The organism is Alistipes timonensis JC136 (assembly GCF_900107675.1).
GTDB classification, from domain to species: Bacteria; Bacteroidota; Bacteroidia; order Bacteroidales; family Rikenellaceae; genus Alistipes; species Alistipes timonensis.
In genome coordinates this window covers 603,108-623,164 of the sequence record NZ_FNRI01000001.1, presented here as the reverse complement: position 1 = coordinate 623,164, position 20,057 = coordinate 603,108, and the positions used below count along the sequence as shown (strand labels likewise).

The following is a 20,057-nucleotide window of genomic DNA, read 5'->3' as shown; positions in this document are numbered from 1 at the left end:
AGGATGGGCTTCTTCATGACGTTGAGACTCGTGCGGCAGACGTAGTAGAGGCTGTATCCGAGCGTTGCGGCGACGAAGGCCTGCAGGCGCAGACGACGGTAGTACTTCGAGCGGGCGTCGTCGTCCATCTCGCGCCCGGGGGCGGGAGGGCTGATGCGGTAGAAATCGGTGAGGCGGCTCATGGGGTTCGGATTCGTCGTCGTTTAATCGAAAAGATCGTTCAATATGCGGGCGAGCCGGTATCCGGCCTTTTGGATCTGGCTTTCGACCAGCGGCAGCGCCTTGTTCAGGAAATCCTGCCCCAACTGCTGGTCGGGTTTCGCCCATTCGAACTGCACCTCGCAGCATACGGCAGCATCGTGCAGCCAGTCGCGGGGCGTTCCGGCGGCGATGGCCTGCCGTTCGGCCTTCGAAACCCGGTCGAGTTCATCGGCCCATTCGCTGACGGACCAGATGCGTGTGGTGGTGATGATCTCGTTGTCCCAAACGCTGTGGACGTAGAATTTGTGCGGCTTGTGGTATTTGTCCTCGAACAGCACGTCGTATTTCATATCGTGGGTTGTGTATTTGATGTGCGCCGGACAGTGCATGTCGCCCACCAGGTGAATGACGTATTTGAGGTTGACGGCTACGGCCGAATCGGTGAGGCTGCGGTAGTTTTTCAGGTTTTCGACGGCCAGTTCCAGTCCGTAGACGGCGTTGCCCCGTTTCGGGTTCAGCAGCTCGTCGGCATAGCGGAGTCCGGCATCGACGGGCGCCGTGTGCCAGCCGTCGGTGAAGGCGTATTCGGGGGTCTTGCGGTATTCGTCCATCCACTTGGCGTAATAGACGACGGAGTGTCCCCCGAGGTATTTTTCGATGCGTTTTTTCGCTTTCTTCGTCAGGTTGCGCTCGGCGATCTTGGCGATGGTTTCATGCCCCTCGCGCCCCCACCCGAAGACGGGCCCGGTGTGGAGGAATCCGGCGCACAGCAACAGCAGCAGTAATTTTTTCATGTCGGTATTTGTTTGGGGTTAATCGTGCAGTCCGCGCGCACGGAGGTAGGAGATCAGCAGTTCGGGACGGTCGGTCTGGATCATGGTGGCGCCCATGTCGACGAGTTTTCCGTAGACGGCGGCGGGGTTGCCTTCGAAAGCCCTGTCGTCGTCCAGTCCGCCGCAGAGCGACGCCCAGAGCGAGTTGACCCACAGCTTCGAGCCGCCGGCGACAACCTCCCGCATGCAGGTTTCGACCTCGGGCGCCGGGCGGTCCCAGCAGATTTCATAGGCCAGCGGCACGATGCCTTCCTCGCGGTATTCGGCGAAGAGCGCTTTGCCCTGGGGTTTGAGGATGTCGATGATGGGCATGTACATCATGTTGCGGGGGTGTTCGGCGAACTTCGCGGCCACGACTCCGGGCGCACGCTTGCCTTTGATGAGTATCTGTTCCGTGACGCCCAGTTCCTCGGTGACGGCCAGTACCAGGTCGTAGTATTCGTAACCCTGGTCGACGTTCACCACGATGCGGTCCTTGCAGGCTTCCAGCGCTTCGCGCAGCGTCGGCATCCGCAGGCTGTCGGTGATGACGTTGTGGGCCCGGCGCAACTTGCAGCGGCGTATCGAGTCGTAAGTGATGTCGCGGACGCGGCCTTTGCCGTTGGTGGTGCGGTCGATGGTGTGGTCGTGGCAGAGCACCAGCACGCTGTCTTTGGTCAGTTTGAGGTCCAGCTCCATGATGTCGACCCCCATGCGGATCACCGATTCGATGGCCGGGATCGAGTTTTCGGGGTAGTTGCGCCAGTCGCCGCGGTGCGAGGCGACCAGCACCTTTTTCGATGCGGGGTTGTGAATCTCGGCGACGATGGCGGCAGCACGGTCCGCAGCAGCCGGCGCGCCGGCCTGCTCCCCGCAGGCGGCTCCCGAGAGAGCCGCCGCTGCGAGGATCAGCAGTTTGTTGATTGTTCGTATCATCGGTTATCGTTGGATTAGGTATTCGTTTTCATGTCCCAGTACGACCTGTTCGGCGACGCTGCGCAGGTAGGCGGCTTTCGGGGCCTCGATGCCGCAGTCGGCGGGCGAGCTGCCGAACGCCTCCCCGTAGAGCACGAGGTAGTTGACGCAGGCTTTCAGGTAGGCGCCGTAGACCGACTGGTGTTTGTTGTCGGTGTGGTAGAGGTTGATGCCCGAAGAGCCTTCGCGCACGATACGGAACGCCACGCCGATCGGTGATACCCACGTTCCGGCGGCTTCGGCCATGGCGCGTGCGCCCGCGGCGTTGTAGCTTTCGAAGGTTGCGAAGTCGGTGAATCCGCCGTAAGTGCCGGCTGAGAAGGTCCAGGTTTGTTCGAGGATGACTTTGCAGGAGGCCGATTTCGCCCGGATTTTGTCCGCCAGCGCCGTGCAGTTGGCCGCGATCGAGGCCGTGCCGTCGCGTCCGTAGGTCGCGGGATTTTGGCTCTGGTCCTGGATGAAGGCGTAGTCGTAGCCTCCGATGTCGATGGCGTCGGTCGAGAACGACAGCCCCAGGTGTTGCCCGAAATTCTGCGAGCCTTTGAAATGACCCTTAATATTGAGATAGTGGCCTTCGTTCCAGGCGATCTCTTTGAGCATCCACGCCGGGTTGCTGTAATAGGAGAACGAGTTGCCGAGGCAGAGCACCTTTTTCGTGTCGCCCGGGACCGCCGTGCCGAGGTTCTGGACATAGGAGCCTGAGAACCCATAGGGCGGCAGCAGGCTCGCCGAACTGCTCGCCGAGATGTTCTGCGTGCCTCCCGCGCAGGTGTAACGTCCTACGGCGCGGCAGCGGATCTGCACCGCACCCTCGACGGGGTCGGTGAAGCGGATGGTCTGCATGACGCTGGCGTGCTGATAGTTGGTTCCTGTGGCCACGCCCGAGCACTTGTAGGAATAACGGATCGAGGGGTCCTCGGGTGCGGTGAGCAGGTCCTCTTCGACGCTCTTCCAGACACCTCCGTCGAGATACTCCACGATGAAGTATTTGGGCGAATTGGCTTCGCCGGCCATCGTGGCGTCGAACTCCACGGCCGTGCCGGCTTCGAGCCGCTTTACGGGCAGCGTATAGAGCCAGTAGTCTCCCTCGACCATCGTCGAAACGGAGGGTTTGTAGGAGCTGACCGTGCGGGTGAACTCCCGTCCGGCATTGGCGTCGCCGCGCACGACGGAGATGTAACCCGAGCTGCCCGAGGTCGACGGAAGCATGTTCGAAGCGCTCCACGAGGAGTTGTACTGTCCGACGGTCGAGGCCGAGAAGATCCACTGGCTGGGGAACGCCGGGCCCGCCGCTTCCTGCATGACCGAAACGGTCGCCGTCTGCGTCTGGTCCGTGGAGGTGAAGGTGACCGTCGCGGGACGCGGCTCGGTTTGGGGGTTCATGTCGGCCGTGATGCGGATTTGCTGGACGTAAGGGCTTTTCGTGCCCGCTGTGAGCGGCATGTCGTTCAGGTCGGTGATCTTCACCCATTCGCTGCCGCCCGTGCTTACGGTCCAGTCGTAGTCGGCGGCCGAGAGGCTTACGACGGCGGCGTTGGTTCCCAGGGCGTTCAGTTCGACCGATCCGGGAGCGACGCTGAAAGTCGCTTCGGCGGGAGTGGTCGACCCGGCGGGGTAGTAGAGGATGTTCTCCCGCGTGACGTTGACTGCCGCGGTGTTATGGGCCCCGAGGTAGTCCATGTAGTTGTCGGCATTGATTCCGACCATAACGTAATTGCCGTTATTGTAGGTTCCCACGTCGCCCTGAGCGATGCAGTCGCGGAACTTGGCGGCCATGTTGCACTGCCCGAAGAAACTGCCCTTGTATTTGTTGTTCTCGCGGTCGGAAATGACGCGGCCGTAGTTCTCGCACTCTACGAACTCATTGTCGGCATGATTCACCAGGCAGACGATGCTGCCGCAGCCCCCTTCGTTCTTGCAGATCACATCGCCGTGATTTACGACTCCGGTGAGTCTGCATCCCTGTCCTGTGATGCAGGTGATGGCACCGATGCGGGCGCCGCCTGCGGTGGCGAACTCGTTGAAATTGTTGCCGTAGTTGGTGCAGTCGGTCAGATGGGTGTAGCGGTTGGCTGCCGCGACGATGCCCGAAGCTCGGGCGGCCTTGGTGGTGAGGTTGCCGCGGTTGACGCAACCGGTGAATGCGACGGCATTGGTAGAGCCGGCGAGGTTGCTGCTGAATCCGCAGATGCCGCCGATCTGCACGCCGTTTGCGTTGTTGTTGGTGTTGCCGCCGCTTTCGGCTGTGAGGTCGGCCTCGTTGGTCAGGCGGTCGATCTCGGCCCCTTCGTTGGCGAACGCGAGTCCGATCATGCCCATCGTCATCCGGACGTTGCCTGCCGAGCCGTTGAACGACATCGGGGCTTCGTTGGTGACGTTGCGTACGGTGGCGTCGTAGACCAGTCCGGCCAGAATGCCGCAGTCGGTGGCTTTCGAGGCCGTGACTTCCAGCGAGCAGGAGGCGTCGAAGACGAGGTTTTCGACGACGGCTCCGGCGCCCAGCGCGCCGAAGAGTCCCCAGGCGCGGTTGGGGGTTGCGTTGTCGCACACCATCCTGAAATTGCTGATCGTGTGGCCCTGCCCGTCGAATCGGCCTGTGAAGGGATAGCATTCTTCGCTGATCGTGAGTACGTTGCTGGCCAGCGTGAAGGTCGCGTCACCGATAGGCGTCCACCGGGCGACGTCCTTCAGGTCGATGTCGTTCATCAGTACGGCGTTCATCTGTTGTGCGCCCGTGCCGGCGTTGACGTCGGCGGCGAACTGCACCAGTTCGGCGGCCGTCCGGATCTCGATGCGGTCGCTCGTAGCCTTTGCGAAGAAGACCGGGCGCAGCACCGTGTGTTCCAGCATGTCGTAGGCCACTGCGATCAGGTGTCCCGCGCTGAATCCGGCCGGGAACGTGACGACGATCTGCTGCTGTTCCTTGTCGAGCGCGGCTTCGATGCCCTCGGCTGCGGCGATGCCGACCAGCGCGTCGGCGGCATGTTCGCCGTGCAGCGTGTATTTGACCGTCATCGGGGCGGACGCATCGACCACCGTGGTATTGATCGCCGTCGAGAGCGTGAGGTTGAGCACCTGCTGAATGGGCAGCGTGACGACCTCCCCGTTGCCGAGCGTCAGCGACAGGTTGCCGTTGGCGTCGCGGGCGATGCCCTGGAACAGACAGCTTTCGCCGTCGTTGGCCTCGATCGGACGCCCTGCGGCGTCGTTCAGCCGCTCGCCGTTGACGGTCCAGCAGCCCTGTTCGTCGACCGACACCACGGGGGTGTGGCCGCTCACGGGAACCCGTTCGCCGGATTTGTCCAGCAGCGGGGCGGTCTGGCCGTCGGCCGTCACCGTCCAGTAGTAGAGGCCGCTGTCCGGATCGGGCTCCACGCCCAGCAGCGGAACGTTGAGCATCTGGTCGACGGTGGCCAGCACGACGCTCTTCTCCTCGTTCTTGTTGTCCTTGTAGGTAATGACGTAGTTGCCTTCGGAGTCCTGCGTCATTGCGGTGATGACGTTGCCAGAGGTCAGCTCGCTCAGGTCGGCGAGCTGGTCGTTGAGCGACGTGATGCGGCTCTGGAGCTTTGCGATGCGCTCCCTGATGCCGTCGAGGCGGCCGCCGAGTTCCGAATCGTCGTAGTCGCCGCATCCGGCGGCGAGGGTTGCCGCCGTCAGAAGCAAGAAATATAGGAATCGTTTCATGAATGTCTGGATTAAGCGTTAGTAGTTCTGCGACGGATCGAAGTATTCGCTGTTGCGGTAACACAGGGCGTTGTCGTTCGTGGCTTCGGGAGCGCCGCTCGGATTTTCCTTGTGTGCATCCCATTCGCCGACACGGCCGCCCTTGGCGCACTGCGTCACGAGCCCTTTGGCGCTGTAACCGCAGGCCCATCCGGGACCGTGCTGCGGCGCTCCGGCGTCGTAGGTGATGTTGGCCAGGATCGTGCCCTTGTTCACGCAGCCGACGATCGTGGCCTGGTTGTGGCCCACGAAACCGCCCGTGCGGCATCCCAGTTGCGAGAAAACGTTGCCGTTGTTGGTGCAGTACTCGATGCGGAGGTTGTTGTTCGTCACCGTTCCGCCCACCAGACCGCCCATGCGCTTGTAGTTGTAGTAGTCCTTGCTGCCGCCGTACTGGCCCACGGCGTCGTCCTGCACCGTGCCGTTGTTGACCGAGTTGCTGACCGCCGTGCCGCTCTCTTCGCTCGTCGGGCCGCCCAGCGTGCCGACCAGTCCGCCGCCGCGTCCCGTCGGGGCGCTCACTTCGCCGTTGTTGGTGCAGTAGTTGATCTTGATGCCTCCGCCGAGCGTGAAGGCGCAGATTCCGCCGACGTTCATGCCCGTACCGCCGTTGGCCGTGTTGGTGATGCGGCCGGTCTTCACGTCGCCGTTGTTGATGACGGCGTCGGCCTTCGTTTCGCCGCCGATGACCGTGGATTTGGCGCATCCGGCAATGCCGGCGAGCATCATCAGCGTCGCGTCGGGGTTGTCGCCCGTGAGGATCACCGAGACGTAGTTGGTGACGTTGGTGATCGTCGAACCTTCGGCATATCCTGTCAGCGCGCCGACGGCCACGACGTTCGGACTGGCGCCCGTGACGGTGATTTGGTCGCCCGCGGCGCCCAGCTTGAGGTTCTTGACCGTGGCGCCCTTCAGCGCACCGAACAGACCGTGGAGGTGGGTCGCCTCGCTTTCGGCGTCGAAGGTCCACTGAATGCCGCTGATCGTGAAGCCCTGGCCGTTGAATACGCCCGTGAACGGGTTGACCAGCGTATTGTACGAGGGCGTTCCCGTGGCTTTGCCCGCTCCGATCGGAGTCCATTCGGGAAGTCCCGACAGGTCGATGTCGTTGAGCAGCACCACTTCGCCCGAGGCGTTCTCCCAGCGGCTCGTGCTGCCGCCCGCGTTGACCGCTTTGGCGAATGCCACCAGGTCGGCGCCCGTTGCGATGCCCGGGTCGGTCGGAGTGTCGGGAATGACGGGCGACTGGCGCACGCCGAGCGTTACGGTTACGCCGTAGGGACGGTTCGAGAAGGTGATCGAACCCTTGCGATCGGCGCCGCTGTCGTTCTCATAGTAGTCGGCCACGAACGAGTGGGTCGTGGTGACCATCGGTGCGCGCGTCGCAGGGGCGGGTTTGAGCCACGACCGGCACTCCTCGGCGATCGTTACGTCGTATGCGATGTCGGCCGACACTTTGATGTCGAACTCCGTGAATTCGCCTTCGAGCGCCACCTCGGTTCCGGTTCCGAACTGCGGGTCCCACGTCGGGGGTGCGATCTGGGCCGTTCCGTAGGTGAAGAAGAGGGGTTTGAGCACGGTGTTGCCCCCTGCCGAAACCAGGATAACCGTGTTGCCCTCTTCGGCTCCCTCGTCCAGTTTCACCGAGATCGTGCGGGTGTACTTGTCGATTTCGACCGTCACGTTCCAGGCCGTGAAGTAGTCCACATACGCCTCTTCGGCTTCGGTGCCCGACACGGTGTATTTGATGTAAGCCGGAGCCGAACGGTCGGGGATGGCCGTCACGGGGGCGGCGTCGAACGTAATGCTCAGGGCCTCGAAAACCGGAATTTCGAACGAACTGCCGTCGGCGAGCGTGAAGCGGACCCTGCCGCTCTCCTCGTCGGTCTCGACCTTTTGGAACAGCGTGTTGCTCACGTCGTCGGCCAGCACGGGTTTGCCGTCCTTGCCTGTGAACCGTTCGCCGTTGACCGTCCAGAAACCCTCGGCGTCGATGCCCATTGTGGGGGGCACGCCGCCCACGGGCATCATCTCGCCCGCGGTGTCCAGTAGCCATTCATAGGTCTCGCCGTTGTCCGCGGTCGTGCGCCAGTAGAGTTTTCCGTCGGAGAACTCCCCGGCCCCGACGATCGGGGCGGTCACCACGTCGTTCTGCGTGGCGAGGGTGACGGTCTTCGTCTCGCCGCCGTGATTGCGGTAGCAGACGACGTAATTGCCTTTGTCGTCCTGTTTGAGGTAGGAGATGAAGCTGCTGTTGACGAGCGCCGTGAGCGAGTTCATCTCGTCGTTGAGTTCCGCGACGCGCTTTTCGGCCGCCGTAAGCTCCTGCTCGATGGCGTCGATGTTTTTCCGCAGCTCCCCGTCGTCGTACTCGTCGCATCCCCAGAGGAGGACGAAACCGGCGGTAAGCAGTATGATGTTCAATAACTTTCTCATTGTTCTCTCGGTTTAAGGGTTACTGTTTGATCCGCACATGCATATAGTTCATGCAGCTGCGTTCGCCTTTCGAGTCGGAGGGCTTGTTGACCACCTTGCCCGCACCGTCGGTGTAGAGCCACAGGGTCGTCGAGCCGCCGCCGTCGAAACGGGTTACGTTCCAGCAGCCGAATTTCTGGGCGATGCGGACCATTTCGTAGAACTTCACGCCCATCGAAACCCAGTCCTGACGGCCGTCGATGACGAAGAAGTGGACTTTCGTTCCGGCCTGGTCCACACCCACATAGGTCATCGGGTCGTAGACCGACGAGGAGAGGTTCTTGTCCACGCCGTCGGCCAGCAGGTGGTACATCGTCGAGTTCTGCGTGACGATGGGTTTCGTAACGCCGTCCACCGCCACGTCGGCGCGGATGCGGAGCGTCGAACCCACGGAGAGTTTCGCGGCGAACGCTTCGGCGGTGGCTCCGGTGAGCTGCACGGCCCATTCGTCGAGAGTCGTGAGGTAGGGAGCTTCGGCGAGCGGCGTCGTGCGGCCGTCGTCGATGCGTGTCACGGTGGCTTCGAACCAGCCGTCGTTGACCGTCATGGGGTTCCCCGAGGTGTTCTTCGCAACGACGTAGAGCGCTTTTTTGAGCAGCGGGTTGGTCAGCGACGGGGTTCCGGGGTGGGGTGTCTTCTTGTAACGTGCGGTGTAGAGGTTGGCCTCCTGCGAGACGCTGCCCTGGCGCAGGATCGTGTCGTTGATCGAGTAGTATTCGTACTCGGCGCCGCCGACCTCGATCTTGCCCGTGAAGACCTTCTTGCCGCAGCTTGCCGTGCGGTCTTTGAAGACGGTGAAGGCGTTGGCATGGTTGGTCAGCGACGTGCGCACGGTCTTGTTGTTGACGAAGTCGGGGCGTCCCTCCTCGATGTGCAGGCCGCGGGGGAATCCGTCGTGCGAGTTGAAGAACCCGGTGTTGAAGCCGGCGAGGATCTCCTGTCCTTCGGCACGCTTGCGGGCGCAGTTCTCCGAGAGGGTTTCGCGGATGTTCTTGCCGTTGTTGCTGTTGTTGTTACCGTTGGGGTTGGGCACGATGTCGTCGGCCATCGAGGTCGAGATCTCCACGGCGTCGTTCGTCAGGTCGAGTTCCAGCACGTGCATCTTGCGCGGCAGGTTGGTGAATTCGTAGTAGGTGTATTTTACGCCCGGGTGAAGCTGGACGCTCTGTTTGAGTTCCCAGTCGTAGTAGGCCGGCAGCGACCAGTCCACGGTGTTCTCCTCGGTGTCGTAGTTCGACTGCTTGTGGCAGACGGCCGTGGTGTGCATGGCCGCGGGGGCCGTCGTCGGAGCGTCCTTGTAGGTGTCGTAGTCGCCGACGAAGCCGTTTCCGATGCAGCCTTTGATGAGCGATGCGCTCTGGTTGTAGCCGCAGGCCCAGCCGGGACCGTGCAGGTTGGTGCCGTCGACGGTCACGTTGCCGATAATGGCTCCGGTGTTCTTGCAGTTGCGGATCGTGCCGAGGTTGTGGCCCGAGAAACCGCCCGTGCGGCATCCCAGATGGGTGATGACGTTGCCGAGGTTGTTGCAGTTCTCGATGACGCAGCCCGTCGTGGTCGAACCGCCGACCAGACCGCCCATGCGTTTGATGCCGTATTTGTCCTTCTGCCCGGCGTACTGCCCGGCGGCATCGTCCTCGACGAGCCCGTTGTTCAGCGAGTTGGCGATGGTTCCCTTCTCGAAGGTTCCGGCCAGTCCGCCGCCGCGTCCCGAAGGTGCGTTCACCCGTCCGTTGTTGGTGCAGTAGCCGATGAGGTTGTTCTCCGCCGATTTGATGTAGGCGCAGATGCCTCCGACCTGCATGCCCGTACCGCCGTTGGCGGTGTTGGCGATGGGACCCGTGGTGATGTCGCCGTTGTTGGCGCACTTCACCGCGGCGGAGGTGCCGCCGATGGTCGTTCCGGTCATCTGCCCGGCGATTCCCGCGAGCATGACCAGCGTTCCGGCGGGGTCTTCGGCCTCGAACGAGATCGAGACGTTGTTGGTCACGCTTTCGATCACCGATTCCGTGGCGAACGCCGCCACACCCGCTACGGCCGTACCGGCTCCGGCAGTTCCCCGGACGGTGAGCTTGTCGCCCGCAGCGCCGACCGTGAGGTTCCGGACGGTGGCCCGGTTCAGCACGCCGAACAGGCCGTGTGCCGTCGATTTCGCGGCGTCGGCCGTCCAGTCGATGTTTTTGAGGGCATAACCTTTGCCGTCGAATTTGCCCGTGAAGGGATTTTCAGCCGTGCCGATCGGCGTCCATTCCGTCGTGCCCGTCATGTCGATGTCGCCCAGCAGCACCACGTCGCCGCTCTCGTCGCGGTAGCGGTCGTAACTGCGTCCGGAATTGACGGCCTCGGCGAATTTGCGCAGATCCTCGGCGGTTTTGATGCCGTAGTATTCGGGCTTCGCGCTTTTGGCCGCGAGGCGCACGACGCGGATCAGAACGTTCTCCTCCGTGTCGCAGAGCATCACGGCGAAGCTGCCCTCCTCGAACGCATTGCCGAAGGCGACGGCGATGGTTCCGGCGGCGGTGTCGGCCGTGGCCGTGAGCTTTTCGGCGCGCATGATTCTGAGGATCGTTTCGCCGGCCTTCTCGCCCGTGATTTCGTAGCCGATCGTGAGCGGCTGCGAGGCGTCCTCGACGACGTATTCGTCCCCGAGTACGGTGTCGCCGACTTTGAGGACGATGTTGAAGGCGTCGAAGACCGGAGCCGACACCGTCGAGCCGTCGCCCAGCGTGAAGACGGCGTTGCCGTTGGCATCGCGCGAGATGCCCGTGATGAGCGATCGCTCCTTGCCTTCGGCTTTCAGCGGGCTGCCCGCCGCGTCGGTCAGCCGCCGGCCGTTGACGGTCCAGTAGCCCTCCTTGTCGACGGCCACTTCGGGCGTACGTCCGGCGACGGGTATTTTGGCCCCGTCGGTGTCTTTCAGAAAGTCGGTTTTGCCTCCGGCGGTGGTCGTCCAGTAGAGCACGCCGCCATCCTCCTTCGTGCCGAGGATCGGCGCCGTGGTCACGTCGTCCTTCGTGGCGACGGTGACGCTGTGTTCGACGTTGTCGGCGCCTTTGAAGCGGACGACATCGTTACCCTCGGCGTCCTGCGTGATCGAGGTTATGACCCCGCCGTTGACGACGGACGCGAGCAGCCGCACCTGGCCGTTGAGTTCGTCGGCCTGTTTTTCGAGTTCGGTGAGTTGGTTGTATATCTCGTCGACGCCTTTCCACAGCGCGGAGTCGTCGAAGTTGTCGCTGCACCCGCCCGCGAAGAGGAGGACCGATGCCAAAAGCGTTGTTATCATGGTTCGTTTCATTGCCGTTTGTTTTTATCGGGTTGCAGTAAGCATCAGTCGAAATTGGTGCTGTCGGTCCATCCGGGATTCTGGGTCAGCAGGCCGCCCGTCAGTACGCGCTGGTCGGCCGGAATGGGCCACAGGTAGTCGCGTTCTTCGTTCCAGGTGTATTTCAGGGCGCTCCATGCCACGACGTAGCCGCGGTTGTCGGCGGCTTCGGAGAGGACGATGTCCGAACCGATTTTCAGCACCGTCAGCCCGTCGGCCGGGGTGCTGGTCTGCTGCGCGGCGTAGAGTTCCAGATCGTTTTTGCCGTCGCCGTCCATGTCGTAAAGACCCGGACCGGGGAAATAGATGCCGTAGTAGGGTGCCGTCTCGTTGACCATCTGCGCACCCTCCTTCCAGCGGAACATGTCCCACATGCGCAGGCCTTCCATGACCATCTCCACGGTGCGCTCGCGGCGGATTTCGAGGATCACGCCCGTGTTGGCGCTCTTCGTGACATTGGGGTAGCAGGCCAGGAGGAACGGATCGGGATCGGCGTTGGCGGCCTCCATGTCGAGTCCGCCCATGCCGGCGCGTTCACGGATCTTGTCGATCGAAACGGTCAGGTCGTCCTGCGTCAGCGTACCCAGCTCGGCCTTGGCTTCGGCATAGTTGAGATAGACCTCCGCCGTGCGCAGCAGCGGCCAGTCCGCCGTGCCTTTCGAGGCGCCGCTGTGGGCGGCCGTCGAGACGAATTTGATCGGCTCGTAACCCGTCATCGAGGTCATGTCGTTCGGCGTGGCCGAACTTTCGCCCTTGGCGACGTATCCCGGGCAGAGTACGGTCTGCGCCATGCGCGGATCGCGGCCTGCGGTCTCCTCGGTGTAGAACATCGTTTCGTGTCCTGTCTTTTCGGTGAAACGCGAGCCGTCGGCCATCAGGTAGTGGTTCATGAAACGGCGGGTGAAACCAGCCGCCGCATTGCGGATGTTGAACTGTACGCTGTGGGAAAGGTTCAGCCCTTCGAAATTGTAGAGACGGGCGAGGATGACCTCGTTCTGTTTGGCGTCGTCGCTGCAAAAGAGGTCGCGGTAAGGCTCCGCTCCCTCCTTGTAGAGCGAGTACCCGCTCTCGGCGATGAATGTCGCTGCGGCGTCGGCCGCCTGCTGGAGGTATTTGTCGGCGTCGGGCAGGCCGCGGTACTTACGCCACGTGCCTTCGTAGAGTGCGGCGCGCGATTTGAAGGCCAGCGCCGCCCAGCGGGTCACGCGGGCTACGTCCTTGTCGCGCGGGAGCATGTCGATCGCGTCGTCGAGATCGGACATCACGTGGTCCATGATGACGCCGCGGTCCTCGCGGGGCTTTTTCAGCAGGTCCTCCTCTGCGGAGCCGATCACCGTGTCGTACCAGGGCACGTCGCCGTAGCGGCGCACCTTCACGTAGTAGAAATAGGCGCGGAAGAAGTAGGCCACGCCGTCGTATTTGGTGCGGGCTGCCTCGTCGGTGCAGTTGTGGGAATTTTGCAGGTAGTAGTTGATTTTGCGCAGGGAGGTCCAGGTCCAGCCGCTCTCGTCGGAGGCCATGCGGGTTCCCGAGATCACGTCGCCCATGCTCTTGTCCACCATGTCGTCGGCGTTGAGCCCCGAGGCGCTGTCGGGGGAGTCGAGCAGCGTGTAGAACTGATTGGTCCACAGGCGGAGGTCCACTTCCGACTGGAAGTAGGTTTGCGGAGTGACCGTATCTTCGGGTATGAGGGTCAGGTCGCAGCCCGAGCAGGCGGCGCCCAGCAGCAGGGTTGCCAATATTTTGTGCAGTGTTTTCATCTGTCGTTCTCTTTATGCGTTAGAAGCTGATGTCGACGCCTACCGAGAGGGTCTTGGGATAGGCGTATCCCGTTCCGGAATCGGCTTTGTTCGTGCTGCCCGATCCGGCCAGCTCGGGGTCGATGGTCTTGTTGTGCCTTTTCAGCGGCGACCAGTAGCAGAGGTTTTCGCCCGAGAAATAGACGCGGGCGCGGTCGATGCCGATCTTGCGCGTGAGTTTCTGCGGCACGGTGTAACCGATCGTGAGGTTTTTCAGGCGCAGGTAGGCGAGGTTCTGGAGGTAGCGGTCGTTTTTCTCGCCCAGCGAGCCTCCCGCATAGGCGTTGTAGCCGCGCGGACGGGGAAAGTAGGCGTTGCGGTTGTCCTCCGACCAGCAGTCCGCATAGAAATCCTTGTGGATGAACGAGGTGGGCGGGAACGCGTAGGGGCCCCAGAAATCGTAGGATGCTTGTCCGGCGGCCGGATACCAGTCGCGGCGTCCGATGCCCTGGAAGAAGGCCGACACGTCGAAGCCCATCCAGTTGAATCCCACGCGGAACGAGTAGTTGTAACGCGGCAGCGAGTTGCCGATGATGCGCTTGTCGCCCGGATCGTCCACCGTGCCCGAACCTTCGGAGATGACGTTGTCGCCGTCGAGATCGGCGAAGCGCACGTCGCCCGCGCGCAGGTAGTTGCCGGCGGGGCCCTTGCACTGGTATACGCGGTTGTTGACCGCCTTGTCGTCGATCGTGGCCTGGTATTCGGCGGCTTCGCGGTCGGTCTTGAACAGCCCTTCGACGTGATAACCCCAGATTTCACCCAGCGTCTTGCCTACGTAGTGGTCCGAGATTAGCCGGTCGGGGTTGTGGTATTTGGTGATCTTGGTGATGTAGTCGCCCACCGAGGCCGATATGTTGTAGGAGAAGGGGCTGCCGGCCAGTTGGAACTCGTCCTGCCAGCTCAGGGTGATCTCCCAGCCTTTGGTGCGCAGGTTGGCGCAGTTGGCCTTCGGGGTCTTGGCGCCGAAGACGTCGGGCAGGGTGAGCGAGGTGGTGAGCATGTCCTTCGTGTCGCGGATGTAGTAGTCGCCCGTGAAATTGAGCCGGCCGTTCAGCAGGCCCATGTCGAGGCCCACATCGTAGGTGGTCACGGTCTCCCACGTGAGCCCCGACGACAGCGGGTCGGAGACGTTGGCGTAATAGGCCTTTTCCAGTCCGTCGAAGGTGTAGCTCATCTGGTTGTCGGTGCTGATCTGCTCAATGTAGGCGTAGTTGGAGACCTGCTGGTTGCCCAGGCTGCCCACCGAGAGCCGCAGTTTGAGGTTGTTCATCACGTCCCGCACGGGTTCGAAGAACGACTCCTCGCTGATGCGCCATGCGGCCGATGCCGAGGGGAAGAATCCCCAGCGGTGGTCGGGCTCGAAGCGTGACGAACCGTCGCCGCGGGCGCTCGCCTCGAAGATGTAACGCCCCTCGTAGTCGTAGTTCACGCGGCCGAAGAATCCCAGCGTGCGGTAGGCCGAGATCGACTGCGAGAGGGTGATGGGACCCGTCGCCACGGTGAACGAGTCGATGTTGTCGCTCGACAGGTCGGTCTGCTTCACGTCGAGCGACGTGGAGCGGTAATCCTCGTACTGGCCGCCGGCGGTGGCTTTGAAGTGGTGGCCGCCCCACGAGTTCTCGTAGGTGCCGTAGATGTTGACGTTGTGGCCCTTGTAGCCGTAGTGCACTTCGCGGTAGGAGTTCTCGACCGATCCCGAGGTGAAGGTCTCCATGACACCCTCCTGACGCGAGTATTCGAACGTGTTGTTGCGGTATTTGTAGAGCCGGTCGCGCTGGCGGTAGTCATAGGCCGCCGTCAGTACGAGTTTCTTGGCGATCGTGATGTCGAATTGGTTCGAGAGCGTCAGGTAGCGGTTCTCCTTCGAGTTCTTCGAACGGTCGGCAGTCATCTGCCCGCCGCGTCCGGCGCCGATCGGGGAGTTCTTGCCCAGCTGGTTGACGTACTGCACGATCGAGCCGTCGGGGTTGTAGGGGACGAATGCGGCGCAGATGTTCGATTGCAGGGCGTTGATCGTACCCTCGTAGTCGGAGTGGCCGCCGTATTTGTAGCCCGAGGTGTCGAAGCTGATGTTGTTCGAGTATTTCAGCCACGGGGTCATCTGGGCCGAAACCTTGGTGCGGAAGGCGTAGTCGGTGTACTTGTCCTTGTTGATGTTGAACATGCCGTACTGCTGGTAGAAGCGGCCGCTGGCGTAGTAGGTCACCTTGTCGGTTCCGCCCGAGAGCGAGAGGTTGTGCTCCTGCTGCGAACGCACGCGGTTGTAGAAATAGCCGTACCAGTCGAAATTGCCGTAATAGTAGTACTTGCCGTCGTCGCCCACCTCGACCCACGGACGGTCGGGATGCTCCGTGCGGTCGTTGCGGCGGTCGTAGAGCTTTTGCAGGCCGCCGTTCTCCTCAGTGTAGCGGAAGATGTTCATCGTGCCGTCCGACGAGTCGTTCATGAACTGGTTGACGATGCGCACGTGGTCGTAACCCGTGTCGATGAAATCGGTCGAGGTGGTGTTGCTGGCCCAGCCGAAGCGGCCGTTGTAGGAGACGCGCGCACGGTCGCCCTTCTTGCCCGCCTTGGTGGTGATGAGCACCACGCCGGCCGACGCCTTGGCGCCGTAGATGGCGCACGACGAGGCGTCTTTGAGCACCGACACCGATTCGATGTCGTTGGGGTTGATCTGGCTGAGGCTCACCTCCACGCCGTCGGCCAGCACGAGCGGCGAACCGCTGTTGAGCGAGATCGAGCCGCGGATGTTGATGGCGTAGGACGATTCGGGAGAACCCGTTCCGAAGGTGATGTTCACCGAAGGGTCGGCGCCCTGCAGGGCGTTGGCGGCCGAGACCACCGGACGGGCGTTGAGATCCTTGCCGCTGATGGTCGCCACGGCGCCCGAGAGGTTGGCCCGCCGCTGCGTGCCGTAGCCCACGACGACCACCTCGTCCATCAGGTTGTCCGACTCTTTCAGGACGATCTCAAGCGGTGAATTTCCCCCCCCCTTAACCTCTACGATCTGGGAGATATAACCCAGGTAGGATACGTTGAGCCTGGCGGGGAACTTTATGTCCGTCAGTTCGAAATCGCCGTCCACACCCGTCAGCGTACCTTTCTGGGTGCCCTCGACGGCCACCGTGGCGGCGATGATCGGCTGTCCTTTGACATCGGTCACCCGTCCGTGCACGGAGTTCGGTGCGGCAGTCGGTTTGGACGCTGCCGCGGGTTGTTTTTTGGTGACGGAGATGCGGTGTCCGTCGATGGTGCAGGTCACCTCCTGCCCGGCGAATACCTGGTCGAGGACTTCGCGGATGGTGGCGTTTTTGGCCGAAACGGAGATGCGTTTGGTGAGGTCCACCTCGTCCGAACTGACGATGATGGAGTAATTTTCCGTACGGTTCAGCGTGGCTATGGCCTCCTGAACGGTTACGTTCTTCAATTCGAGGTTGATTCTCTTCGCCTGGGCGAACACCGCGGCAGGGCTGAGTAACATACAGAGAATAACCAGGTAGAGGAGTCTCGCAAAGCGAGTTCCCCGACGATTGTAGTCGTTTCCCATGATAGGTTTATTTTAGGTTCGAGTTAAAGGCGGGCATGCCGGGGTCAGTGGCATCCGGGCGGGTCACAGAAAAGGAACAGAAAAAGGAAAGCGGTGGGAGGGTCGGTCAGTCTCTCATAGGCATTTCGGGTTTATGTGTCAGGTTTGTTTTCGGGGAAAGAAATTCAACGGGATCGGTTCGACGAGAGGTAGATGACTCCGTCGCGGCGCAGGATTTGCATTTTGTGATCGGAATTGATGGCTGAAAGTATCTGGTCCAGATTTTCGTTGTTGGTGAAATAGGCGAAATAGCGGGCCTGGGCGAGCGCTTCGTCGAGGATGACGATGTGCGTGCCGAACAGCCGTTCGAGGTCCGAGGCGATGTCGCGCATGCGCAGGTTGAAGAAATGGATGGCCCGGTCGTCGGCGAAGGATTTGAAATGTTCGGGCTGGAACGTCGTGAAGTCGATGTCACCCGTGGCGCGGTCGTACTGCACCATGTCGCCGGGCTTCATCATCAACTGTTGTTTGCGCGTTTGCGTGTTGATGTCGAACCGGACGGAGCCTTCGACCAGCAGCACCTCGATACAGTCGGTATTCGCGTAGGATTTGAAGTTGAACCGGGTTCCCAGAACGCGGATGCCGACTTCGCCCGACTGGATGACGAAAGGTTGGCGGGGATTTTTCGCCACGTCGGCGAACAGTTCGCCCTCGACGAAGATGCGGCGCTCTTTGCCCGTGAAAGCCGACGGATAGGTGATGCGGCTGCCGGAGTTCAGGTGTAGCTGCGTGCCGTCGGGGAGTGTCAGGGAGGCAGTTTCACCGTACGGAATCTGTTGCTCGAGCCATTCCACCTCCGGCTTGCGGTCGGCGTAGAGAAGCCAGACGGCGCACAGGAGCGGAACGACGAGCACAGCGGCGATACGCTGGCTCCAGGTGACGATATGCGCACGGCGCGAGGGTGCGGACTGCTGTCCTCCGGCGATCCCGAGCCGGTGGGCGACGTGTCCGAAAGCCGCACGGGCCGCTGCGTCGTCGTCAACGTGCAGGCTGTCGAAAAGCTCGGCCAATTGTGCCTCCGAATCCGGGTTATCCCCGTGTTCGGCGAGCCACATCTGGACTTCGAGCTGCTCCTGCGCGGAGAGTTCATTGTCGAAATATTCGTTTAACTTGGTCATAGGTCCTTTTTCTCTGTTCGCCGCCGGATGCGGAGCCTTCCTCCGGTCATCCTGCTGTATAAAGAACAACCGAACGGTCCCGATTGCGTAACCGGAACTGCAAAAAAATCGAAAAAAAACGGAAAAATCAACAGAGGGTGCTGTGGAGGTCTTTCAGCGCCAGTTCGATGTGCTTGTCGACGGTGCGTACCGAGAGCCCCAGCCGTTCGGCGATCTCGCGGTTGGAGAGGTGCTCGTAACGGCTCATGCGGAAAATCAGCTGCCGCTGGGGCGGCATTTTCGAGATGCCCTGCATCAGCAGCGCGTTCAGTTCCATGTAATTGTACTGCTCTTCGGCCGAGGCCCCGCGGTCCGCTACGTCGCGGTCGCTGAGCTGGGGCAGCAGCGAGAGCATGGTGGTGCGCTTGGCTTTGAAAATGTTGTATATTTCGTGCTTGGCCAGTACGAACAGGTAGTTTTTGACCGACTGCGTGCTGTCGAGCTTTTCGCGGTGTATCCAGAGCTTCATAAAGATATTCTGGGCGATGTCCTCGGACATGTGGTCGTCTTTGAGCATGCCGCGAATGAAATGCAGGAGCGTGGGGTAGTAGCGCACGAAGAGCTGTTCATAGGCGCCGACATCGCCCCGAATGATCGCGGAGATCAATTCGCTGTCGTTTTGCTGTCTGCCGAAAGTGAATTTCATGGGCGTTTGTTCGGGTTTGCGAGCGTGCCGTGCGCCGGCCTGCGGTTCAAAGATAAGAAAGTTTTTCACAAAGACGGAATACTTTCCTGTGACAAAATCGTAAAAAAGCAGCCGGCATCGTGAAAAGATGCCGGCTGTTAGGCTTTAACTTCTTGGCCGTTATGTTATTATGTCGGGCTATGCTTTTTTGCCGGCTCCGCTCTCGAGGATCGAGACGATGGAGTAGAGCGTGAAGCAGATGGCTCCGAAGCCCGACAGTACGCGCGCCGGGACGAAAAATTTAGCGTGGAAGAAAGCCCCTTCGTAGAGGAACGCCGCGAGGAAAAGACACGTCAGGGCCGTCAGTACGGGGATGATCGGGATGCGGTTGGCCAGCGGGAAATCGGCATGCCAGATCTTTGCCAGCAGGATCACCTTGCTCGAAATGCTCCAGCAGATCAGCGCCAGTCCGATCAGCACGAATCCCACGAAATTGATCGTCTCACCCCAGAAGACGAAGATCAGGATCAGTCCCAGCACGAAGGCCAGCGCGCCCATCGTCAGCACGAGACTCATCCATTTGCGCTTTTCGGTCATCGTATAGCTGCCGCGGGCCTGCCGGGCGATGCTGGCGACCAGCGCGATGAGCGACGTGCAGACGCAGGCGATGCCGAACATCACGCTGCCTGCGACGATGTGTGCCGGGAGCGTTCCGAACACGTAGAGCAGGATGCACCAGATCCAGGCGACGACGGCGACGGCCGAGACGATGAAGATCAGCAGCGACGACTGTGCCCGGGTGAATCCCGCAGGGTTTATCGAAAAGGTGTCGTCGGCGGAGTTTTTAGGGATCAGGCTGAAACGGGTCGACGAGGTGGCCGCCGTGGCCACGCAGGTCGTGATGAGTCCCAGTCCGCAGACGACGTGTCCGGTGACCAGCGCCCCGGTCCACTGCGACGAGATGATGAAGGCGCCGCTGACGAGCGTCAGCACGGCGAATGTATAGCCGATTGCCGGGAAGAGGTACTTCGCGGCGGCGGTGTAGGTGCCGATGATCTGCCGGATGATCGTCGCCGCGGTGCAGTAGAGCGCGATGCAGATCGCCCCGAGGTAGAAAACCACGGGACCTGCCGTGAGACGCGCCGTATCGGTCCCGGCCGAGAAGATATAGGCTCCGTATGCGAAACAGAAGGCGGCCATTGCGAGCGGGATGGCCCGGAAAAGAATGCTTATACCGTGATTCATAGCGATAAGGTTTTCCGGAGCCCCTGCAAATCCCGCACCAACCGGGATTTTAATTGTTTTCGGCGTCGCAACGACATTTTTCTTGGCCGGAACGTTTTACCGAAGCGTTTTGATCGGTTTTTGCGCTCATCCGG

Annotated in this window: 10 protein-coding genes and 1 pseudogene; all 11 read right to left on the bottom strand. The window is 61.5% G+C overall.

Annotated features, from left to right (window positions below):
- Positions 1–182 (bottom strand): annotated as a pseudogene (locus BLU78_RS02485) (MFS transporter); the annotation flags it as partial.
- Positions 183–203: 21 nt separating this feature from the next.
- Positions 204–995: a S1/P1 nuclease gene (locus BLU78_RS02480; protein ID WP_010260054.1), complete on the bottom strand. Its 792-nt coding sequence runs from the start codon at positions 993–995 to the stop codon at positions 204–206.
- An 18-nt stretch (positions 996–1,013) separates the two neighbouring features.
- The gene (locus BLU78_RS02475; RefSeq protein ID WP_010260051.1) at positions 1,014–1,949 is read right to left on the bottom strand and encodes a glycerophosphodiester phosphodiesterase family protein; all 936 of its coding nucleotides are present in this window, start codon (positions 1,947–1,949) and stop codon (positions 1,014–1,016) included.
- A gap of 3 nt (positions 1,950–1,952) precedes the next feature.
- Positions 1,953–5,675 (bottom strand): BACON domain-containing protein, encoded by a 3,723-nt coding sequence (locus BLU78_RS02470; RefSeq protein ID WP_026020617.1) that lies wholly within the window; start codon positions 5,673–5,675, stop codon positions 1,953–1,955.
- Between the two features lie 18 nt (positions 5,676–5,693).
- Complete coding sequence (locus BLU78_RS02465; protein WP_231290734.1) at positions 5,694–8,150, bottom strand: PL29 family lyase N-terminal domain-containing protein; 2,457 nt, start codon at positions 8,148–8,150, stop codon at positions 5,694–5,696.
- 19 nt (positions 8,151–8,169) lie between these two features.
- Positions 8,170–11,484: a phosphodiester glycosidase family protein gene (locus tag BLU78_RS02460; RefSeq protein WP_083355382.1), complete on the bottom strand. Its 3,315-nt coding sequence runs from the start codon at positions 11,482–11,484 to the stop codon at positions 8,170–8,172.
- Between the two features lie 32 nt (positions 11,485–11,516).
- Positions 11,517–13,271, bottom strand: a complete 1,755-nt coding sequence (locus BLU78_RS02455; protein ID WP_010260039.1) for a RagB/SusD family nutrient uptake outer membrane protein — start codon at positions 13,269–13,271, stop codon at positions 11,517–11,519.
- 19 nt (positions 13,272–13,290) lie between these two features.
- Positions 13,291–16,791, bottom strand: a complete 3,501-nt coding sequence (locus tag BLU78_RS02450; RefSeq protein WP_176791117.1) for a TonB-dependent receptor — start codon at positions 16,789–16,791, stop codon at positions 13,291–13,293.
- Positions 16,792–17,021: 230 nt separating this feature from the next.
- Positions 17,022–18,014 carry a FecR family protein gene (locus tag BLU78_RS02445; protein WP_010260033.1) on the bottom strand — a complete coding sequence of 331 codons (993 nt, stop codon included), beginning with the start codon at positions 18,012–18,014 and terminating at the stop codon, positions 17,022–17,024.
- A gap of 127 nt (positions 18,015–18,141) precedes the next feature.
- The gene (locus BLU78_RS02440; protein WP_010260030.1) at positions 18,142–18,699 is read right to left on the bottom strand and encodes an RNA polymerase sigma-70 factor; all 558 of its coding nucleotides are present in this window, start codon (positions 18,697–18,699) and stop codon (positions 18,142–18,144) included.
- 177 nt (positions 18,700–18,876) lie between these two features.
- Entirely contained in the window at positions 18,877–19,923 is a 1,047-nt protein-coding gene (locus tag BLU78_RS02435; protein WP_010260027.1) for a DUF2776 family protein, read from the bottom strand.
- Positions 19,924–20,057: the final 134 nt, after the last annotated feature.

Excerpts from the sequence above, each read along its gene's own strand:
- BLU78_RS02480 (WP_010260054.1), bottom strand. The coding sequence starts at position 995 with ATGAAAAAATTACTGCTGCTGTTGCTGTGCGCCGGATTCCTCCACACC.
- BLU78_RS02475 (WP_010260051.1), bottom strand. The coding sequence starts at position 1,949 with ATGATACGAACAATCAACAAACTGCTGATCCTCGCAGCGGCGGCTCTC.
- BLU78_RS02470 (WP_026020617.1), bottom strand. The coding sequence starts at position 5,675 with ATGAAACGATTCCTATATTTCTTGCTTCTGACGGCGGCAACCCTCGCC.
- BLU78_RS02465 (WP_231290734.1), bottom strand. The coding sequence starts at position 8,150 with ATGAGAAAGTTATTGAACATCATACTGCTTACCGCCGGTTTCGTCCTC.
- BLU78_RS02460 (WP_083355382.1), bottom strand. The coding sequence starts at position 11,484 with ATGAAACGAACCATGATAACAACGCTTTTGGCATCGGTCCTCCTCTTC.
- BLU78_RS02455 (WP_010260039.1), bottom strand. The coding sequence starts at position 13,271 with ATGAAAACACTGCACAAAATATTGGCAACCCTGCTGCTGGGCGCCGCC.
- BLU78_RS02450 (WP_176791117.1), bottom strand. The coding sequence starts at position 16,791 with ATGTTACTCAGCCCTGCCGCGGTGTTCGCCCAGGCGAAGAGAATCAAC.
- BLU78_RS02445 (WP_010260033.1), bottom strand. The coding sequence starts at position 18,014 with ATGACCAAGTTAAACGAATATTTCGACAATGAACTCTCCGCGCAGGAG.
- BLU78_RS02440 (WP_010260030.1), bottom strand. The coding sequence starts at position 18,699 with ATGAAATTCACTTTCGGCAGACAGCAAAACGACAGCGAATTGATCTCC.
- BLU78_RS02435 (WP_010260027.1), bottom strand. The coding sequence starts at position 19,923 with ATGAATCACGGTATAAGCATTCTTTTCCGGGCCATCCCGCTCGCAATG.